The sequence below is a fragment of the Sorangium sp. So ce204 genome (assembly GCF_051526795.1).
GTDB lineage: Bacteria > Myxococcota_A > Polyangia > Polyangiales > Polyangiaceae > Sorangium > Sorangium cellulosum_B.
The window spans coordinates 4,408,834-4,427,030 of record NZ_CP150317.1; the positions used below are offsets into that span (position 1 = coordinate 4,408,834).

General features: G+C 73.1%; 12 protein-coding genes. 6 read left to right on the forward strand and 6 right to left on the reverse strand.

The window, feature by feature from the left end:
• Positions 1–152 precede the first annotated feature (152 nt).
• From WMF22_RS16435 to WMF22_RS16445, 3 genes are all read left to right on the forward strand, one after another.
• Entirely contained in the window at positions 153–722 is a 570-nt protein-coding gene (locus WMF22_RS16435; protein ID WP_437300011.1) for an ExbD/TolR family protein, read from the forward strand.
• A gap of 15 nt (positions 723–737) precedes the next feature.
• Positions 738–1,319, forward strand: coding sequence for an ExbD/TolR family protein (locus WMF22_RS16440; protein ID WP_020735583.1), 582 nt, complete (start codon positions 738–740; stop codon positions 1,317–1,319).
• 190 nt (positions 1,320–1,509) lie between these two features.
• Positions 1,510–2,514, forward strand: coding sequence for a hypothetical protein (locus tag WMF22_RS16445; RefSeq protein WP_012235628.1), 1,005 nt, complete (start codon positions 1,510–1,512; stop codon positions 2,512–2,514).
• 122 nt (positions 2,515–2,636) lie between these two features.
• On the opposite strand, the gene WMF22_RS16450 is transcribed toward WMF22_RS16445, so the two are convergent.
• Genes WMF22_RS16450 through WMF22_RS16460 form a run of 3 tightly spaced genes read right to left on the reverse strand, consistent with a single transcriptional unit; the run spans position 2,637 to position 5,985 of the window.
• Positions 2,637–3,899, reverse strand: a complete 1,263-nt coding sequence (locus WMF22_RS16450) for a DUF4147 domain-containing protein (protein ID WP_438036313.1) — start codon at positions 3,897–3,899, stop codon at positions 2,637–2,639.
• A 32-nt stretch (positions 3,900–3,931) separates the two neighbouring features.
• Positions 3,932–4,654 (reverse strand): hypothetical protein, encoded by a 723-nt coding sequence (locus WMF22_RS16455; RefSeq protein ID WP_437300014.1) that lies wholly within the window; start codon positions 4,652–4,654, stop codon positions 3,932–3,934.
• On the reverse strand, positions 4,654–5,985 hold the full coding sequence (locus WMF22_RS16460) for an HD domain-containing protein (protein WP_437300015.1): 1,332 nt from the start codon (positions 5,983–5,985) through the stop codon (positions 4,654–4,656). Before WMF22_RS16460 ends, WMF22_RS16455 begins: the two co-directional genes overlap by 1 nt.
• Before the next feature lie 991 nt (positions 5,986–6,976).
• Here WMF22_RS16460 and WMF22_RS16465 point away from each other — a divergent pair.
• Both WMF22_RS16465 and WMF22_RS16470 read left to right on the forward strand, forming a co-directional pair.
• Complete coding sequence (locus WMF22_RS16465) at positions 6,977–9,094, forward strand: hypothetical protein (RefSeq protein ID WP_044964985.1); 2,118 nt, start codon at positions 6,977–6,979, stop codon at positions 9,092–9,094.
• Positions 9,095–9,368: 274 nt separating this feature from the next.
• Positions 9,369–11,099, forward strand: a complete 1,731-nt coding sequence (locus tag WMF22_RS16470; RefSeq protein ID WP_438036314.1) for a serine/threonine-protein kinase — start codon at positions 9,369–9,371, stop codon at positions 11,097–11,099.
• Positions 11,100–11,138: 39 nt separating this feature from the next.
• Here the strand turns inward: WMF22_RS16470 and mutH are convergent, their stop codons facing one another.
• Both mutH and WMF22_RS16480 read right to left on the reverse strand, forming a co-directional pair.
• Positions 11,139–11,822, reverse strand: a complete 684-nt coding sequence (mutH, locus tag WMF22_RS16475; protein ID WP_437300017.1) for a DNA mismatch repair endonuclease MutH — start codon at positions 11,820–11,822, stop codon at positions 11,139–11,141.
• A gap of 218 nt (positions 11,823–12,040) precedes the next feature.
• The gene (locus WMF22_RS16480; RefSeq protein WP_437301568.1) at positions 12,041–15,595 is read right to left on the reverse strand and encodes a protein kinase domain-containing protein; all 3,555 of its coding nucleotides are present in this window, start codon (positions 15,593–15,595) and stop codon (positions 12,041–12,043) included.
• Positions 15,596–16,086: 491 nt separating this feature from the next.
• On the opposite strand from WMF22_RS16480, the gene WMF22_RS16485 reads away from it, so the two are divergent.
• On the forward strand, positions 16,087–17,286 hold the full coding sequence (locus tag WMF22_RS16485) for a kynureninase/PvdN C-terminal domain-containing protein (RefSeq protein WP_438036315.1): 1,200 nt from the start codon (positions 16,087–16,089) through the stop codon (positions 17,284–17,286).
• A 28-nt stretch (positions 17,287–17,314) separates the two neighbouring features.
• Here WMF22_RS16485 and WMF22_RS16490 read toward each other — a convergent pair whose 3' ends face one another.
• Entirely contained in the window at positions 17,315–18,172 is an 858-nt protein-coding gene (locus WMF22_RS16490; protein ID WP_437300019.1) for a metallophosphoesterase, read from the reverse strand.
• Positions 18,173–18,197: the final 25 nt, after the last annotated feature.

An 18,197-nucleotide genomic window follows, 5' to 3' on the forward strand; every position in this document is an offset into this window, starting at 1 on the left:
GCCCCGGACGGCGGCTTCCGCCGCCGGGGCCCCGGGAACTTCGGAAGAGCGACGAAGTCAGACCCAGCATGGTGGCCCACCGCGAGCTGCGGGCAGGGCGTTCCCCGGAACAACTTGGATAGGTGAGCTCAGGCTCACGTTGGGAAGGCAATATGGGCGGCGTAGACGTCGGCGACGGTGGCGGCAAGAAGCGGTCGACGAACAGCGATATCAACATGATCCCGTTCATCGACCTGCTGATGGTCACGATTGCATTCCTGTTGATCACGGCGGTCTGGGTCACCAACTCGCGCATGAACGCGGACGCCCAGGTCCCTGGCCCTCCGGACCCGAACAAGGAGCTCACCCCGCAGACGCCGGAGAAGGTGCTGAACCTGCACATCGGCGAGAGCGAGTTCGGGCTCGTGTGGAAGCAGGGCGCGACGGTGGTCAACGAGGTCAAGGTGAACAAGTCGCCCGTCGAGATCGGCGACGCGAGCTCGAAGATCGTCCGCTACCCCGAGCTGGCGAAGCGGATCGAGGAGGAGTGGAAGACCCACGGCGGCCACCGGGATCCGAGCGACAAGAAGCTCGACCAGGCCATCCTCCACACCGACAACCGGACGCCCTTCAAGGAGATCGTCGCGGTGCTCGACGCGCTCTACGCGCCCAAGCGCGAGATGCGGCTGCCCGATGGGAACAAGCAGGTCCCCGTGTTCAACATGACGTTCTCGGTCCGCTGAGGCAGGAGCGCGCACATGGATAGGTTCAATCCGAAGCACCACAAGAACCCGCACGCCCACGTGATCCACCAGCCGGGCCGCCGGCTGATGAAGGGCGTGCCGCTCCGGTTCGTGTGGAACAAGGTGTCCGGACACGGGGCTCGCAGCCCGAACGCGGGGCTCAACCTCGTGAGCTTCATCGACTTCCTCGTCGTGACCGTGATCTTCCTCCTGATGTCCTTCTCGGCGTCAGGCGAGATCGCCGTCGACAAGAACGTCAAGCTCCCGAAGGCGGAGAACGTCGAGGACGTCATCGACGCGCCGATGGTCGCCGTGAACGGCAACCAGATCCTCGTCGACGGCGCCCTGGCCGGATCGACCCGCGCGATCGAGGAGCTCGGGCGGCTTCAGAAGATCGACGAGCTCTTCAACCTGCTCAAGAACAAGCGCGAGCTGTGGAAGCAGGTGCAGCCGAACAAGCCGTTCCCCGGCGTGTGCATCCTCCAGGTCGATCAGAACGTGCCCGCGCTGGTCGTGAAGAGCGTGTTCCAGACCGCGGCGTTCGCCGGTTACCCGAACGTCAGCTTCATGGTCAGCAAGCTCCCGAAGTCGCAGTGATCCCCGCTTCTTGACCTATCGAGCACAGAAGGATGGGGCACGCCGGGCGACCCCCGGCGGCCTCGGTCACCATGGAACGTGGTGGCTCCAGCGGCGCGCTCGGCGCGGCCTTCGCCTCCACGCGGCTCGCGTGGAGGAGGCTGCCTTGCTCGGGTGATCGGGCTGGGGCCTCCTGCGTGGAGCCTCCGCTATGTCCTCTGAACAGCCGCCCCGCGAGCGCGGCCTGCCGTCGGTCTACAAGGCGCGCGAGGCGCGCTCCAAGATGCGCTGGCCCCCGGCGAAGTTCTGGGGTTACACGGCCCTCGTCCTGGCGGTCTCGGCGATCCTCCACTGGAAGTGGTCGCAGGGGCAGATGGAGAGCGCGCGCCAGAAGCTGATGGCGCGCCAGCGCGCGGTCGCCGTCGAGCTCGGCCCGCGCTGGTTCCCCATGCGCGAGCGCGTGGAGGGCTGGACCCTCGATCTTGCGCGGAGCGCCGGCGCCGATCTCGTGGATCGGGAGGCGCTCAAAACGTGGAATTTCCGCGAGCTTGCGGGCATTTACCTGCGCCTCCGGGTAGACGAGGCCACGGGCGTCGACGCCGTCCGGAAGAACGCGCAGCAGTCGCTCCGCGACGCGTTCACCGCGTGTCTCTTGCGTGTGCCGAACCCGAACCCGCTGGCCGGCGCGGAGTGCAAGCGCACGCGGGACTGCCCCGCGGGCGAGTACTGCAACGAGGCCGAGCGCTGCTCCAGGCCCGCGCAGCCCTTCAACCTGCGCGTCGCCTACCGGACGATGCACGTCCTCTCGGACGAGTGGGTGCGTGACGCACAGGATGCCTCGAGCGAGCTCCGCTTGCGGCTGCTGGAGTCCAGCTTCGAGGACACGATGCGCGACGATGTTCCGCTCGCGGCGGAGCTCCTCACGCGGGCGCAGTATTACCTCCTCGTCCTCGACGAGCCGGCCGAGGGAGCGGCGAGCACCGAGGCGTTGCTCGGGGTGCCGCACATGGCGCGGGTCGGGGTGTGGCGGCTGTCGGACGGCAAGCCCATCCTGCGGGTGCGCCGCGAAGCGAGCGGCAATCTCATCGGCGGGACGCCCTCGGTCGAGGGGAGCGTGCTCGACGCACGGCAGCGGCAGGCGAACAGCTGCGCGCTCGCGCTCGCGGTGCGCGAGGCGATGGGCGACACCACGGCCGCGGTCACCGAGCCGCAGTGAGGGCGCGCCGCCTCTGCGGCGGGCGGTGCCGCTCATCGCGCCTGCGCGCGTGAGCTCGCCTCGTGGCCCGCGCCGCCGCGTGAGCTCACGCGCGCTGCCGCGCCGCGGCGCGCGCCGCCGCGTCAGCGCACACGCGCGCCTCCGAGGAAGTCTCGCGCGACGATGTGCAAGTCCGTGAGGTTGTGACCTGTCGGGCCCGTCTCGACGCGCGTGCCGAGCGCGCGGTGAACGACGGCGTCGTCGAAGCGCGCGAGCGCCGAGTCGATCGTGCGGTCGTCCATCGCGGCGGCTGCCGCGCGGGCGACGGCCGCTCCCGCCGCGCCGGAGCTGCCGTCGACGCCGTCGGAGGCCGCGCAGAGGAGCGCGACGTCCGGCGGCAAGCCGCGCAGGGCGGCGAGCGCGATCCATCCTGCGCGGCCGCCGGCGCCGCGGTGGGCCGACAGGGCGAGCGTCGGTTCGCATGGGATCACGGCCGCTTCGCCGGGAGCGAGGGTGCGCGCGAGCGCGAGGCGACGCTCCACGATCGCGCGCGCGTCGCCGTCCTCGGCGGGGGCGGCGGTGGCGCGGAGGCCTGCCCTGTCGGCGAGGGCCGCCGCCACGCGCTCCGCGAGCTCGTCCGGATCGGCGAGCACGCGCGCTTCCAGGCGCCGCGCGTCCGCTGGCTTCAGCGACTCGCTGAACGCGGGCGCGAGCCGCGCGAACCGAGGGGCCCAGCGATCGAGCGCGGCGAGCGCCTCGTCCACGCGCGTCGGGTCCGGGACGGTGGGGCCCGAGCCGACGTCGTGCGGGAGTCCACCCACGACGTCGCTCATGAGCAGCGTCAGCACGCGCGCCGGGGCCGCCGCCGCGAGCCGCCCGCCCTTGATCCGCGACAGGTGGCGGCGAACGAGGTTGACGTCCTGGATCGGCGCGCCTGCTTCCAGGAGCTCGGCGACGACGGCCTGCTTGTCCGCGAGGGACACGCCCGGAGGCGGCGCGGCGAGCAGCGCCGAGGCGCCGCCGGAGAGGAGGGCGATCAAGAGATCCTCGGGCCCGAGCGCGGCCGCGATGGCGAGGGCCGCCTCGGCCGCGTCCACGCTGCGCGCGTCGGGGATGGGGTGCGCCGCGCGCATCACGCGCAGCGGGCGCAGCGCGGCCTCCTCGGGGTCGGCCAGCGATGCCGTCTCACCGCGCGCGGCGAGCGCCGGGGCCGCGACGGTGATGACGAGCCCTCCGGCGATCCTGTCACCCCAGCGGCGGAGCGCCCCCTGGGCCATGCCGGGCGCCGCCTTCCCCGCCGCGATCACGAACACGCGGCCGCGGTGCGCTCCGGCCTCGGCGTCGAGCGCGCGCTCGACGAGCCGAGCTGGGTCGAGCTCTGACAGCCCGGCGCGGAACGCGGCCACCAGCGCCGCGCGCAGCTCGTCGAGCGCGGCGCTCAGCGGGTCCTCGCGCCGACCACGCCGCGCTGCGCCGCCCCCTGGGCGGGGGCGCGGTCGCCTGCGTCGACGAGGTGCGCGCGGAGGACGTGATGCCAGCCGAGCGTGACCGAGAGGAGCGCCCGCTGCGCGTCGCGCGGGCCGTCGTCGCCCGAGAGCTCCGGCCCGCGAAAGCGGAGCGCGCCCCGCAGGCCGAGGAACGGGCCCGTGGCGTCTCCCAGGAGCGGCACGTCGAGCGACAGCGAGAGCTCCAGCCCGGGCTCCGCGGCGAGCCCGGCGCCGGGCGGCGCTTCCCAGAACGAGCCGACGCCGAGCGCAACGGAGTCGATGAAGAGGTCGAGCCAGGGGGCGCTGCGCTCGAGATCGCTCGCATAGCGGGCGAGGAAGAGCGGCTGGATGAAGACGCCGCCCGCGATCGAGCGCGCGACGGGCGCTCCCTCTGCGCCGAGCGCGTCGGTGTAGTGCGCGTACACGCCGGCGGTCGAGAGGTACACAGCGGCGCCGCGCGCGCAGAGCGCCGGACCGCCGTCCGCGAACGAGGCGCCCGCGCCCGCGCGCAGATCGAGGTCTCCGTCCAGCCGGCCGTACGCGCCGTCGCCTTCCGCGTGCGCCGTGGACGCCGCCGCGAGCACCGCGAGCGCTGCGACGCTGGCGAGCGCTCTGGCGATGGCGCGGCGCGTGGGCTCGGACGATCCACGGGCTGCCTTGTCCCTGGTGGTCATCAGCGTATCAGCGCCTCCCGCACCGTATCCCGCAGCTCGGGCGCGAAGAGGATCCGGGTGCGTGTCATCGTCTCGTTGCGCAGCCGATCCAGCAAGAAGGACACCTCGGCGGGGCGTCGCGGGCGCCCTTTGGAGTAGACGACCATGAGCGACGCGTCCTCGGCGTAGGGCGTGTCCTCGGCGACGTCGACGCCGACGTACACCTCCGGGTCGAGCCCGGCGCTCTGCGCGATCTCGCGCACGGTCTCGAGCGCCGACGCGCGCCGGGCGTCGCGCTCGGCCGGCGACTCGCCGGGCTCCGGGAACAGCTCGACCGACTTGAAGAGCGAGCGTACGCGCAGGCGGCGGGCGAGATCGGACAGCACGGGATCGGGCGCCGCTTCCCAGGCGTGGATGGCCCCGAGCAGGACCTGATCGTCGAGCTCGAGGTACTGCGCCAGGGTGGGCATCTCGCCGACGGCCATCGCGGCGACGGCCGTGGGGACCTCGGGGATCCGGTCCCCGGCGGCGAGGCGGGTGACGACGCGCCGGAGGATGGCGCCGATCATCCACTCCGCGCTGCGCGTCGTCTTGTGGAAATAGACCTGCTGAAACATGAAGAAGCGGGCGAGCAGGAACGACTCTATCGCGCTCATCCCCTTCGTCCCGTCGATGGCGAGCGCGGGCGCTGGCGGGGCAGACGCGGCGCCGCCGCCGGGCATCTCCACCTGGACGTCGCTGAACCTGAGGCTGCGGAGCAGCCATGGCAGGTCGTACTCGCCGTACCTGACGCCCGTCGCGTGCGCGTCGCGGAGCAGGTAGTCGCAGCGATCGACGTCGAAGGTGCCGCTCACCGCCTTGGCGAGGTACGGCAGCTCGTGCCGCCCGCCGATGAGGTCGGCGACCCGCCGCGGGAGGTAGGGATCCTGGCGCACGAGCACCTGGTGCACGTCCGAGGACGGGTCGAGCAGGATGCGCTCGGTCCAGCGCTCGTGGTGGAGCGCCCCCGGCATGGCCTCCTCGAAGAGGTGCGACAGCGGGCCGTGGCCGAGATCGTGCAGGAACGCTGCGGCGATCGCGTCGCGCGCGCGGTCGCTGGTCACTCTCTGCCAGAACGGAAGGTCGCGATCGATTTGGCGGAGCCTCGCGATCAGGAGGCGCATCACGTGGGCGGCCCCGAGCGCGTGCGAGAAGCGGGTGTGCTCGGCGCCCGGGAAGGCGAGCGACGTCAGCCCGAGCTGACGGATGCGCCGCAGCCGCTGCACCTCGCTAGCGCCGAGCAAGCGCGGAACGATGGCCGCTTCGCCGCTCTCGAACTCGATCAAGCCGTGGACTGGGTCGCGCAGAATCAAGATGGGTCTCCACTCGACGCCATGGGCGCAAACGGCGCCGAGTCACTCAGGAGTCGCCTGATGGCGTCGATCTGCGGGCGTGCGCGCGGGGGGGAGGGCTCATTGCTTCGGGCGTGCGGTGTGGAGCACAGCATGGTGCGCCTCGAACAGGGGCGGGAAATCAAGGAGGTATGCGACGTTCCCACGTGGGCCCGCGGGAAGGCAAGCGCGGCTCGTCGCCGAGCCTTCCTCGTGAGCGATCCAGCGAACCGGTCGGCTCCGCCGGACGAGGACGGCAGGCGCGCGGCATCGGGCCGGCATGAGCGTGGCGTGCGACGGAATTCACGCGGCGGGGCCAGCCACGCCGAGGCGGAATCGCGGGGCGGACGTCGCGCGGCCGACGTCGCGGACGTCGCCAAGGTCGAGCGAGGGGCAAATCGTGTCGAGCGTCGCGTGAGGCGAAGGCGCGCGTGGCGCACCACGGCACCGCGAACGCTGTCCCGCGGCCGCCTGCGATTGCGTACGAGCGCGTGTGATTGCGTGCGGTTGCGTGCGGTTGCGTGCGGTCGCGGTACACGAGACGAGCGCGCGAGATGCGCGGCTGAGATGCCTGAGGCGAATCGGGCGAACAGCGCGTGACCCTGCGAGGAACGTGCGAGGAACGTGCGAGGAACGTGCGAGGACGACGTGAACCACAGCGGGGTGAAGCGGGGTGAACAGACGCGAACAGACGCGAACAGACGCGAACAGACGAAAAGGAGGCGCCGCGATGCCCAGCGAGCGAAATTGCGATCGGAGAAAATTGTGTTCGGAGGAGGAAAGTGCTCGATTTCTTGAAGCTGGACGAGCATCCTGGTGTACGGTAGGAGGCTGACTATTCCGTTGGTTAACGCGGGTCATCGGATATCCGGGAGATCAAGTCGAGCGCATGACCACGACCAACGGACGGCAGTCAGGGCGGGAGCATCCTGCAGATGAGGAGCAAGGTCGGGTGACACGCGAATCGGGAGGCATGGCGAGCAGTGATGATGCTGAGCTCGACGAGTCGCCGAGGCGGCTCGACGCCATCCTCCGCGCCCTCCCAGAGTCGGAGCTCAAGGGCCTCATCACACGCATGGGGATCCGCATCGACGCCGCGAAGCGCATCGACGCGCCTTCTCAGGCGGCGCGGGCGCTGGTCGGCCTCCCCGACGTGCGCGACCCGTCGCGGCTCCCGACCGCCAGCCGCGAGCTGCTCCATCGCATCGCCGAGGCGGGCGGCGTGCTCGTCGTCCCCTCGCTCCCGGCCGGCCTCGAGCCGCTCATCGCCCGTGGCGTCGTCTACGCGCGCAAGACCGACGAGGGCATCGAGCTCGTGCTCCCGGCGGCGTTCCTCGTCCAGCTGAAGAGCTGGGAGAGCGAGGACCCCCGGGCGATCAGGGCGCTGCTCGCGCAGGCGCCCTTCGAGACGATGAGCGCGATCGCGACGCACTACCTCGGCCGCCCGGCCACGCCGCCCATCGCGCTGTCCCTCGAGAACGCGTGGGAGACGCTGAGCGATCCGGAGCGGCTCCGCGAGGAGATCGATCGCCTCGCGCCCGTCGAGCGCCGCCTGCTCGAGTCCATCGAGGCCGTCGGCGGCGAGGTGGACACGCAGGAACTCCTCGATCTGGAGCGGGAGCCGATGCGCCTGCGCAGCGCGAGCGGGGTGACGGCGAGCCGCCGCGGCGCGGGCTTCGCGCTCGAGCGCCGCGCCTTCCTCATCCCGATCCATCCGAACCGGCACGTCGTGCCGACCGAGGTGGCCGCCATCGTCGGCGCGGATCGCCGCCGGATGCGCGAGAAGCGGCGCGAGCAGATCCGGTCGTTCGTCCTGGAGGAGGATCACGCCCCGCGGCGCGCTCGCTTCGCCTCGGATCCCGGGATGCTCGCGCTGGCGCTCGCGTACTGCGTGCGCGAGCCCGGCAGCGACGTGCGCCCCGGCGTCGGGACGCCGCGCTCGCTGCTCGTCCGGCTCGCGCAGCGCTTCGGGCGGGACGTCGAGGGCGTCGCGCTCGTCGCGGCGCTGTCGCGCGCCGTCGGGCTCTGGGACGCATCGGCGGCGTCGCCGGCGACGCCGCCCGGCTCGCTCCAGGTGCAGGAGCTGACGCCGCTCCTGTTCACGACGTGGCGCCGCGGCGGCGCGTGGGATGAAGCGCGCGCCGAGCGGGAGGTGCTCCGGGTCGCGTCGGACAACCGCGACGCGAGCCCCATCGGCGCGCTCCGCGAGATGGTGCTCGACGCGCTGCACGACCTCGGCGAGGGCCGCTGGGTCCCCTGGCAGTCGCTGCAGGGCTACCTGGCGGCGGACGAGCGCATCGCCGGGGTCGAGCGGCTGGTCCGTCGCTGGGCCGAGCGCGCCTCGGTCGAGGCGCCGGAGGTCCCCGACATCACGCGGCGGATCGCGCTGGAGTCGCTGCCGGCGCTCGGGATCATCGATCTCGGCGGGGCCGAGGACGTGGCCAGCGCGGAGCTGGCGCTCCGGCTGACGCCGCGCGGGCGGGCGCTCCTCGCGGGCTCCGCGCCGAGCTCGGACAACAGCAAGAGCAAGTTCGTCGAGGCGCACGCGCTGCGCGTCGGCCTGAGCGCCAAGGTCGCTGCCGTGCTCGGGCTCTCGTCGTTCGCCGAAATCGGCCGCGTCGGCGATCAGGTCGATCTCCTGCTCACGCCGCCGTCGATCGCGCGCGCGCTGTCGGTGGGCCTCGACAGCGACGCCCTGCGCTCTCGCATCGAGGCGGTCGCGCCGCTGCCGGACACCATCTCGCGCATGCTCATCCAGGCGAGCGTCGTCATCGGCAAGGCGAGCTTCGTCGGCGCCTCCGGCTTCCTCTGGATCGAGGATCCCGAGATCCGCGAGCTGCTCCGCACGCGGAGGCCGGCGGCCGAGATGTTCGTCGATCCGTCACCCCCCTCGGGCTTGCTGATCGAGGCGGGGGTCGATCTGGAGCGGCTCATCCGTCGCTGCCGCGCGCTCGGCGTCGAGATCGAGGCCGATCTCGGCAACCTCAAGGCGACGCGGCAAACCCCGGCGCACGGCACCGAGGGACCGCACCGGACCTCCTCGACGGCGAACATGCGCCGATCACGGACTCCGCCGGCGCGCACCCGTTGAGCCCGCTGTCAACCGGCATCGAGAGGCCACGAGCGCGGGCGGACCGCTGAGCCGAACCTGAAGGAACGGCCTTTCGGTCATCGGCGCTCACAAACGGACCGCAGGGGCGCGTCGTCCGCGGTGCGTGAGGCGCGCAGGCTGGCCCTGGGCTGCGCTTGGTTCCGCCTGTTCCGCGCCCGGGTCCCACCTGGGAGGTGGTTTTTCGCAGCTCTTTGCATTCCTGCGGCGTGAGGGGAATCGCTTCGGAGAAGCGCGACGTGTATACCTTAGCTCGATGGCGCCCTCCTCTGGTGAGCCGGACTCGACCGAAGGAGAAGTCTCGGTCGGCCCGGAGACGGCTGCGTTTCCGCTCGGCCCGGGGGAACCGAAGGCTGACAACGTCTACACGATTGCGCCTGGCACCGTCATTGCGCGCAAGTACCGCGTCGAGCGCACGATCGGCCGTGGGGGCATGGGCCTCGTGGTCGAGGCGCTGCACCTCGATCTCGATACGCGTGTCGCCATCAAGTTCCTGCTCCCGGAGTTCATGTCGTACACCGAGGCGTCGGAGCGGTTCATGCGCGAGGCGCGTACGGTCGCCAAGCTGCAGACGCCCCACGTCGTGCGCGTGCTCGACGTGGCCGCCCTCGACAGCGGCGAGCCGTACATGGTGATGGAGCTGCTCGACGGCGTGGACCTCGCGGGCCACGCCGCCGAGGCGGGCACGCTCGCGATCGGCGAGTGCATCGATCACATCGTCCAGGCGTGCGAGGCGCTCGCGGAGGCGCACGCGCTCGGGATCGTCCACCGCGATCTGAAGCCGGCGAACCTGTTCCTGACGAAGCGCCCGGACGGCGCGCCGCACATCAAGGTGCTCGACTTCGGCGTCTCGAAGATCCTCACCGGCGACACGGGCAACGTCTCGCTCACGCAGACGACCACGATCCTCGGATCCGCGCTGTACATGTCCCCCGAGCAGATGCGCTCCTCGAAGAGCGTCGATCCTCGCACCGACATCTACGCGCTCGGCGTGTGCCTCTTCGAGATCATCGGCGGCAGGCCGCCGTACGTCGCCGACAGCTTCCCCGAGCTGTGCGCGAAGATCTACACATCGCCGCCCGAGGCGCTCCAGGACCTCCGCCCCGAGGTGCCGGAGGGCCTCGTCGAGGTGATCGAGAAGTCGATCGCGCGCGAGCCGGAGGATCGCTTCCAGTCGATCGCGGAGTTCGTTCAGGCGCTCGCGCCGTACGCCGCGCCGAGCACGCGCACGACCATCGGCGCGATCCTTCGCCAGCACGCCGTGGAGCTCGACTTGCCTCCGCCGGCCTCGCGGACGGCCATGACGCGGACGTCGCGCGCCTCGCGCGCGAGCAGCGGCGGGCCGTCGGTGAGCGACAGGGGCGCGCGCACGGGCAACTCGGCGCCTCCGGTGGAGGAAGAGGCCCCGCGCCGCGGGCGCACGCTGCTCTACGTGGGGGTCGGGGCCGTCGCCGTCCTCGTGGGCGCGTGGGGCGCGCTCCAGTTTCAGCGCAGCCGGTTCGCCGTGGGAGGGAGCGAGGCGACCGCTCCGGCGGGCGCGCCTTCGTCAGGCGACACAGCGGCTCCCGGCGCGCCGGCAGCGACGGCGCTTCAGGCGCCAGACACGGCCTCCGCGATCCCGACGGTCGCTGCCCCTGCGGCCGCCGCGGCGGCCGCTGACGCTGACGCTGGCGCGAGCGCGGCGAGCGCGAGCGAGGTGGACGCAGGCGCATCGGACGCGGGCGCCAGCTCGACCGAGACAGCGGCGGACGCGGGGAGCGGGCCGTCCGCAGCGGGGACGACGTCGCCGAGCGCCAGCGCTGGCAAGCCGCCGCGCGCCGGCGCGGGCGGGCGAGGGCGCACGCGCCCCACGGAAGCTGGGGGAGCTGCCGTGGATGCGCCGGCGCAGCCGCGCACCGTCACGCCGACCGTGAACGACGATCTCTCGCTGGAGACATGCACCGCCACGATGCCGGACGGCTCCAAGAAGGTCGTCCCCTGCAAGTGACGCGCGCCGGGCTGCCCGTGTGCGGCGGGGGCTCTCCGGTCACGACGGGATCGCGGCAGGATCGCCGAGGATCGCGCCGGTGAAGCTGGGGCGCAGGTAGAAGCCGCGCGGCAGCGCGGCGATCATCTCCCCGTCGCGCCCGAACGCGAGCGTCCGCGAGCGCCCGCTCGCGGCCTTCGGCCGCACCTGGAGCCAGCGCCCCGCGTGCGCGGTGAGCGCCTCGACGGCGCCGATGCCGATGAGCCCCATCAGGTCCTCGAAATCGGCGCGCAGGACGCGCTCCTGCGCGTCCGTCGGCCGCCAGAGCCGCGGGGCGCCCAGCCGTCGCTCCTCGCTCGGCCGGCCCGGAGCGGCGATGATCGGGACCCAGAGCACACAGGCGAGCTTCGCGCGAGCGCGCGACGTCTCCCACTCCGCACGATCGGCGTCCGCCAGCGAGATCGAGCAGACGAACGTCGACTCCTGCGGCGCCCCGGTGACCTCGACGGGGATCGTCTTGAGCTCGATCCCGAGGTGGGGAAAATCGGGCCTCGACGTCGAGCCGGCCGTCGCGCCGAGCGCGCGCTCGACGAGCGCGCCGGCGGCGCCCTTCGTGCGCACGCCGCCTCGGGGCACGGCGCAACCGAGCGCGCGTGCGAGATCGGCGAGCGTCAGGCCGGCGAGCGCGGCCGCCCGGCACCGGAGCTCGGCCTCGTCGTGAGGCGGTTGCAGCGCAGAGATCAACGACGCCGCCCTTAGAGCATCGCGGGGCGCGACTCCAGCGCTCAGCCGCGATCGAGAAAGGTTGGCCGCCGGGGTGCGCCGGGACGTCGATGGGGATCGAGCAGCGCTGACCCGGGGGCCATGGCGGCCTGATACGCGGCCCCCCCGAACGCGCCGCCGAGAAACAACCTACTGCTTAAATCCTTCTTTGAGCCGACAGGATTCAGAGGAAAAACGCATCAGGAATTTCCTGTATGGACTTTCCGAGGTCCACCGATGCTGGGCCTGGCAGCCCGCTCGTCGTCGAGCGGCCATCTCAGGTCAGCGAGCTGGCCGGTGATCCGCAGCAGCATTTCCCTCAGGGAGGAGGCGGTCGCGCGATCGTTCGGGTTGTGTCGTAAACATGCATACATGAACGCCGCGATGTCCGCGGTCCTCGGATCGTCGGCCATGCGCTTGATCGGCGCGGGGAGCCCGTCGTGGGTGACGTGCGCCGTGATGAGCGCGACCTCGGTGGGCGCGTCGAACAGCGTCTTGCCGGTGAGGATCTCGTAGGCGACGCATCCGAAGCTGTAGACGTCGGCCGTGAGCGGGGTGGGCGTGACCCCGGCGGGGACGACGCCCCAGATCTCCGGGGCGCCGTAGCAACCAGTGGCGCAGCCAGGGCGGATGTGGCGGCCGGCGAGGCCGAAATCGACGAGCACGGGCTCGCGTCCCCCGCGCAGGATCACGTTCGTCGGCTTGATGTCGAGGTGCCCGACGCCGACGGCGTGCATGGCTTCCAGCCCGGCGAGGATGCCGTCGAGCAGCGCCACCGCGCTCCGCGAGGTGAGGCCTCGAGCGTCGAGCAGCTTGTCGCAGCGGATGCCCTCGATGAGCTCCATCACGAGGATCGGCTTGGGGCGCGCGCCCGCGTCGAACGTGACGAAGCGGGCGATGTTCGGGTGATCGGGCAGCGAGAGCAGCGCGCCCGCCTCCTCCCGGAACAGGCGGAGGAAGTCGGCCTCCGAGACGCTCCTGGCCGCCGTGTGATCGTACTCCGGCACCTTGAGGGCGAAGCGCTCCGCCGACGGATCGTGTCGCTCCTCGGTGCGGGTGACGACGAACACCGTCCCCAGCGAGCCGCCGCCGAGCTGGCGATGCACGTAGAAGCCGCCGAGCGTGCGCCGGCTCGGCAGCCACGCGGGCAGCGGCTGCTCGGGCAGGGCGACCCCGCTCGGCGCGCTCTGCCGCCGGACCGGGAGCAGCAGGACGCGCGGCACGACGAGGGCCACCACATCGGCGAGCGCGCTCGGGATGCTCGCGCGCGCGGCCGAGACGAGCGCTTCGATCGGCGCGGCGACGCTCGGCTCCGCGTCGCCTTCCTCCTGCTGCAGCGCGACCTCGATCGCGAGGCGCAGCGGCTCGGTCGCGCCGGAGGGCGCGGAGGCCGGGTGCTCCCCGCAGCGCCGGCGCGCGCCCGCGGTCAGCTGGGCGAGGCGCGTCAGGGCCTCCTCCAGGGCGGCGAGCGGCGAGGCGTCCGCGTCGCCGTCACCCGCGCCGGTCAGCGCGCTGAGCGCGCGGGCCGCGTTCATCGCTCCGAGCGCGCGCGCGAGGCGGGCGAGCGCGCCCCGCACGATCTCCGTGCGCTGCGACGCGCCCGCAGGGAGCGCCGTGACGAGCGCCTCGATGGCGGCGATGCGCTCGAGCGCCACGCGCGCGCGCTCGGCCTCGGCGAGCTCCGCGTCGAGGCCGGCTTGCCGGGTCGACCGGCGCGACGCCGCGGCGTCGCTCTCCGGCGCGCGCGCGCGGGCGCCGCCGTCGCGCCCGCCGCGCGCGAACCGCGCGTAGGCGCGCAGCAGCTGGGCGACGTCCGGGTGCATGCTCGCCTGGCCGAGCACGTCGAGGTCGTCGGGGTCGCCGCCGCGCATCGCCGCGTGCAAGAAGATGTCGGCCGCGTCGGCGGCGCCTTCGCGCACGAGCGCGTCGAGGCCGCGGGCGACCGAGGCGGCGATGGCGCGGCGGAGCGACGAGCCGCGCTCGGCGCGCAGCCGGTCGAGCAGCACGCCGATGGCGCCCGTCCAGCGGGCGAGCACCCGCGCCTTGAGCTCGGGCTCGCTGCCGAAGTCGGTGCTCTCGCCGTCGATCAGGTGGATGAGCGCGCGCAGGTTGCGCTGGTGCACGGTGACGTGCAGGGGCGGCGAGGCGCTCGCCCGGGCGGCGGGCCCCTCGGCGCGGAGCAGCCAGCGGGCCAGCCGCTCGTCGAGATCGTCGAGGGACGCGACCCCGGTCGCGTCCTCGCTCGGCCGCCGGTTCAGGAGCAGGAGGCTCTTCAGCAGGCCGGAGCCGAGCAGCTCGGCGTCCAGCTCGCGCACGAGCCCCACCGCGGCCCTGCGCGCCGCGGTGCTCTGCGCGTCGTCGTGCTCGCAGAGCTCGATCTCCTCGAGCGCGCCCACCACCTCGGTCGCGAGGGCGTACGCCTCGAGCGCGCGGCCGTGCGCGTCGCGCGGGCCGGTCTCGACGAACGCCGCGACGGCGCTGTCGAGCGCGCCGCGCAGCAGCGCCACCCCGGCGCTGTCCATCGAGAGGTCGCGGTGGATGACGCGCGCCAGCGCCGCGAGCCCGTCGTCGCGGACGTGCGCGCTGGGCGGGGCCTCGAGCGCGTCCTCGAGCGCGCGGGCGCAGCGCGCCGCGGCGCGGGCGCCGAGCGGCTCGCCGCGGCTCATCACGCCGCGCAGCTCGCGCCGGAGCTCGACGATCGCCTCGGCGGTCGCCATCGGGGACGTGCGCGCGATCTCGTCGAGCAGCGCGTCGGCGGCCTCGGGCTCCGCGTCGGCCGCGACGGGGAGCCCCCAGGCCATCGCGGTGGCGATGCCCGGGTCCGCGGCGAGCAGCGGGCTCCGGAGGAGATCGATCGCGCGTCCGAGCGCGCCGTCCGGATCCACGGCGATGCTCGCGGCCAGCGACGCCGCGCCGCGCCGCCACTCGGTGGGGGAGAGATCCTGGGCGAGCAGCGCGCGCACCTCCTCGGCGAAGTCGGGCAGCACCCCGGCGAGCAGCCCTCGCGCCGCGGCGACGTGGCGCCACACGAGCGGCTCGCGATCGGCGAGGAGCGTCTGCCAGGCGAGCGCGATCCCGTCGGCGCTGCGGTCGAGGTCGCGCCGCCGCCCGTCGCCGACGTTGCGGAACAGCCGGAGCGGGAGGTCGTCGCCCTGCGTGGCCCGGCGGGTCGCCTCGCGGGCGGCGCGCTCGAGCAGGCGCGCGGCGAGCCGTCGCTCCGGGAGCGAGCCGGTCGACGGCGCGGCGATCCAGTCGCGCGACAGCTCGCGCCGCGAGGCGAGCAGGAGCGCGAGCGGTTCGACCGGGATGTCCGTGCCGGCGGGGAGCCAGAGCGAGAGCATCACGCGGGCGCGGATCCCTGCCCCGGACAGGCCGCGGGCCGAGCCGGCCGCCATGCGCGTCGCGAGGGCGACGAACGTCGCTGCGTTGCCGGCGTAGAGCTGTCCCAGGACGCGCCTGCCCAGCTCGCGCCGCTCCGGCCCGAGCGGGAGCGCCCCGGCGATCTCGTAGAGCGCCACGCTCGCCGCGGCCGGCGCGAGCCAGCTCAGATCGTCGAGCAGCCCGTCGGCCATGGCGGTCTGGACGCTCCGGAGCAGGCCATCCGGGCTGAGGGAGTCGAGCGGGGTCGATCCATCGAGCGCATCGATCAGCGCCAGCGAGGCGATCGTCTGCCGGAAGAGCGCGCGCCGGACGTTCGGGTCGTCGTGGGACGTGAGGTCGACGAGCCCTTCGAGGTATTCCGCGCGCGGTCGCATCGGCAAGTTGCGCAGTCTAGCGCGCCGACGCGCCGGCCCCCCTCCCACGCCGCAGCAATCCTCGCCCGTCATGGAACCTCCCACCTCGATCTGGAAGCGCGTGCCGCTCCGCATGGCTCCGAGAGAGCTACCTCCCCCTACGATGATCGGACCGGCCGGAGGCGCGCCCCCGCCGCGCGCTCCGCCGCCTCGCCCCGGCGAGCACGACATGGCGGGGCGATGAACCAGCCCCGTTGATGCTCGATCTCGTGCAGCAGCCGGTCCTCTCGCGTCCGGCCGCCTGGGCCGTCGGCGCGCGCGTTGGGCAGATGGCAGAGCGCCCCAGGCCGCGCCGCGCGCGTCGAGGACGCAATCCGCGCATCCTGCGCAACGCACCGCACCCCACGGACCGACTGGGTGGAAGTGGGCATCGAAGTGGGTTAAGCGGCAGCGCGTGCGGGGCCTCGTCGCCCCGCGTGTTCGCCGCGCGATGCCGCGGCTGAAGAGCTGGAATGCGAGGAGACGTGGAACAGGGCTTCTCTCTCGACCTCGACGCGTTTCGCGCGGCGTACTCGCGCTTCCTCGCGCCGGCGGGGGACGCGGCGCCGCGCATCCTGCTCACAGGGCACTCGCACCAGGCCTGGCCGGATGTGGCGCGCGACGCGCTCGCCGCGTGCTTCGACGACGCCGCGCGGCTCGTCGACGGCAAGTGGGACGCCGCGGTGTTGCCGAGGCTCTCGACCGTCGGCGCGGCGATCCTGGAGCGGATGGGCTTCGAGCGCGGCGACGCCATCGCCTTCGGCCAGAACACCCACGAGCTCGTCTACCGGCTGATCACGTCGCTCCCTCGGCGCGAGCGGCTCCGGATCGTCACCACGCAGGGCGAGTTCCACTCGCTCAGGCGCCAGCTCGCCCGCCTCGCCGAGGAGGGCGTCGAGATCGACTGGGTGAGCGTCGAGCCGCGCCACGCGCTCGCCGACCGGCTGCTCGCCGCGCTCCGGCCGGGCACCTCGATGCTCGCGATCTCGGCCGTGCTCTTCGAGAGCGCGACGGTGGTGCCGCGGCTCGACGAGGTCGTCGCGCGCGCGGCCGAGATCGGCGCCGTCCCGCTCGTGGACGCCTACCACGCGTTCAACGTCGTCCCGCTCGCGTGGGGCAGCGCGGCGCCTCACGTCTTCGCGGTCGCGGGGGGCTACAAGTACGCGGCGATGGGCGAGGGGATCTGCTGGATGCGCGTCCCGCACGGCTGCGGGCTGCGCCCGGTCTTCACCGGTTGGTTCGCCGACTTCGGCTCGCTCGCGGGCAGCAGCGGCGGCGTCGCGTACGCGCCCGGGGGCGCGCGGTTCGCGGGCTCCACGTTCGACCCCTCCGCGCTCTACCGCGCCGCCGCGGTGATCGCGCACTGGGATCGCTTCGGCCTCACCGTCCCGCGGCTGCGCGCGATATCGCTCCGGCAGACCGGGCGCATCCTCCGTCTCCTCGACGCCGCGGGCCGCGGCGGCGACGTCGTCTCGCCCCGCGAGCCCGAGCGCCGGGGCGGCTTCGTCGCCGTGCGCTCAGCGCGAGCGGGCGACGTCGTGGAGCGCCTCCGCGCCCGGCGCGTGCTCGTCGACGCCCGGCGTGACGTGCTCCGCATCGGCCCCGCGCCGTACCTCACCGACGCCGAGATCGACCAGGGCGTCGCGGCCCTCGTCGAGGAGCTCGGTCGCTAGCGCGCTGGTGACGTTCTCGTCGGGACGCTCAGGGGTCGCTGTGGACGCGCGGCGCGTCGGGGTACAGCGACCGGAGCCCGCGCCAGGCGACGTCGGCCGCGCTCTCCGCGGGCTCGGCGAGATCCCACTCCAGGTAGAGCTTGTCGCCGTCGTAGCAACCGAAGCTCGTCGACAGGCAGAGCAGCGGCTCGCGCTCGGTGGCGTACCCCTCGCGCGCGACGTCGTGCCCGTAGATCGCCACGCGAGCGTCCGGGTCGATCGCGCGGAGGAAGGCATAGGCGCGCTCGCTCGAGGTGCTCCGCGCCCAGAGCAGCGCGCCGAGCGTCCCGTGCAGGCTCATCTCCGAGAGCGGCACGTCGAGGAACCCGTCGAGCGGGAGCCGATCGAGATCTTGCCGGCTCTGAATGCGGGCGTGCGGCGCCGCGTGCAGCATGACCAGCCGGGCCGCGCGCGCGGCCGCCACGAACGGCCACCCGCGGAACCAGCTTCGCATCGCCAGCGTGTCCTCCGGGCCGAGGAGGTCTTCGAGCCGCAGCGCCTCGTCCGGGAAGAATTTGGCCACCACCGGACCTCCCACGTGCGCGTGCTCGTGGTTTCCGAGCAGGTAGTGAACCCTCCCGGGGTGGCGTTCCGCGAGACTCCTCGCCTTTTTCAGCAAGGTCACGGAATCGCCCCGGTAGAACGAGCCCAGGTAGTCGGGCCATTCACCTTCGTCGAGCTCGGGCCCGTGGACCAGGTCGCCCGTGATCACGAGGACCGCGCCGTCACGGCCGGTCGCCGCCTGCTCGAAGATCTCGGCGATTCGCTCGAAATCCGCGACATTGCCCTGTAAATCGGTGGCGACGATGAGTCTGCCCCGATCAGGGAGGTCGACGACACGCTGCACGTCTCCAGCATAGCCGAACGTCCCT

Bases quoted from the DNA above. Each gene is read 5' to 3' on its own strand.
- WMF22_RS16435 (WP_437300011.1), top strand. From the start codon at position 153: ATGGGCGGCGTAGACGTCGGCGACGGTGGCGGCAAGAAGCGGTCGACG.
- WMF22_RS16440 (WP_020735583.1), top strand. From the start codon at position 738: ATGGATAGGTTCAATCCGAAGCACCACAAGAACCCGCACGCCCACGTG.
- WMF22_RS16445 (WP_012235628.1), top strand. From the start codon at position 1,510: ATGTCCTCTGAACAGCCGCCCCGCGAGCGCGGCCTGCCGTCGGTCTAC.
- WMF22_RS16455 (WP_437300014.1), bottom strand. From the start codon at position 4,654: ATGACCACCAGGGACAAGGCAGCCCGTGGATCGTCCGAGCCCACGCGC.
- WMF22_RS16465 (WP_044964985.1), top strand. From the start codon at position 6,977: ATGGCGAGCAGTGATGATGCTGAGCTCGACGAGTCGCCGAGGCGGCTC.
- WMF22_RS16470 (WP_438036314.1), top strand. From the start codon at position 9,369: ATGGCGCCCTCCTCTGGTGAGCCGGACTCGACCGAAGGAGAAGTCTCG.
- WMF22_RS16480 (WP_437301568.1), bottom strand. From the start codon at position 15,595: ATGCGACCGCGCGCGGAATACCTCGAAGGGCTCGTCGACCTCACGTCC.
- WMF22_RS16485 (WP_438036315.1), top strand. From the start codon at position 16,087: ATGCGAGGAGACGTGGAACAGGGCTTCTCTCTCGACCTCGACGCGTTT.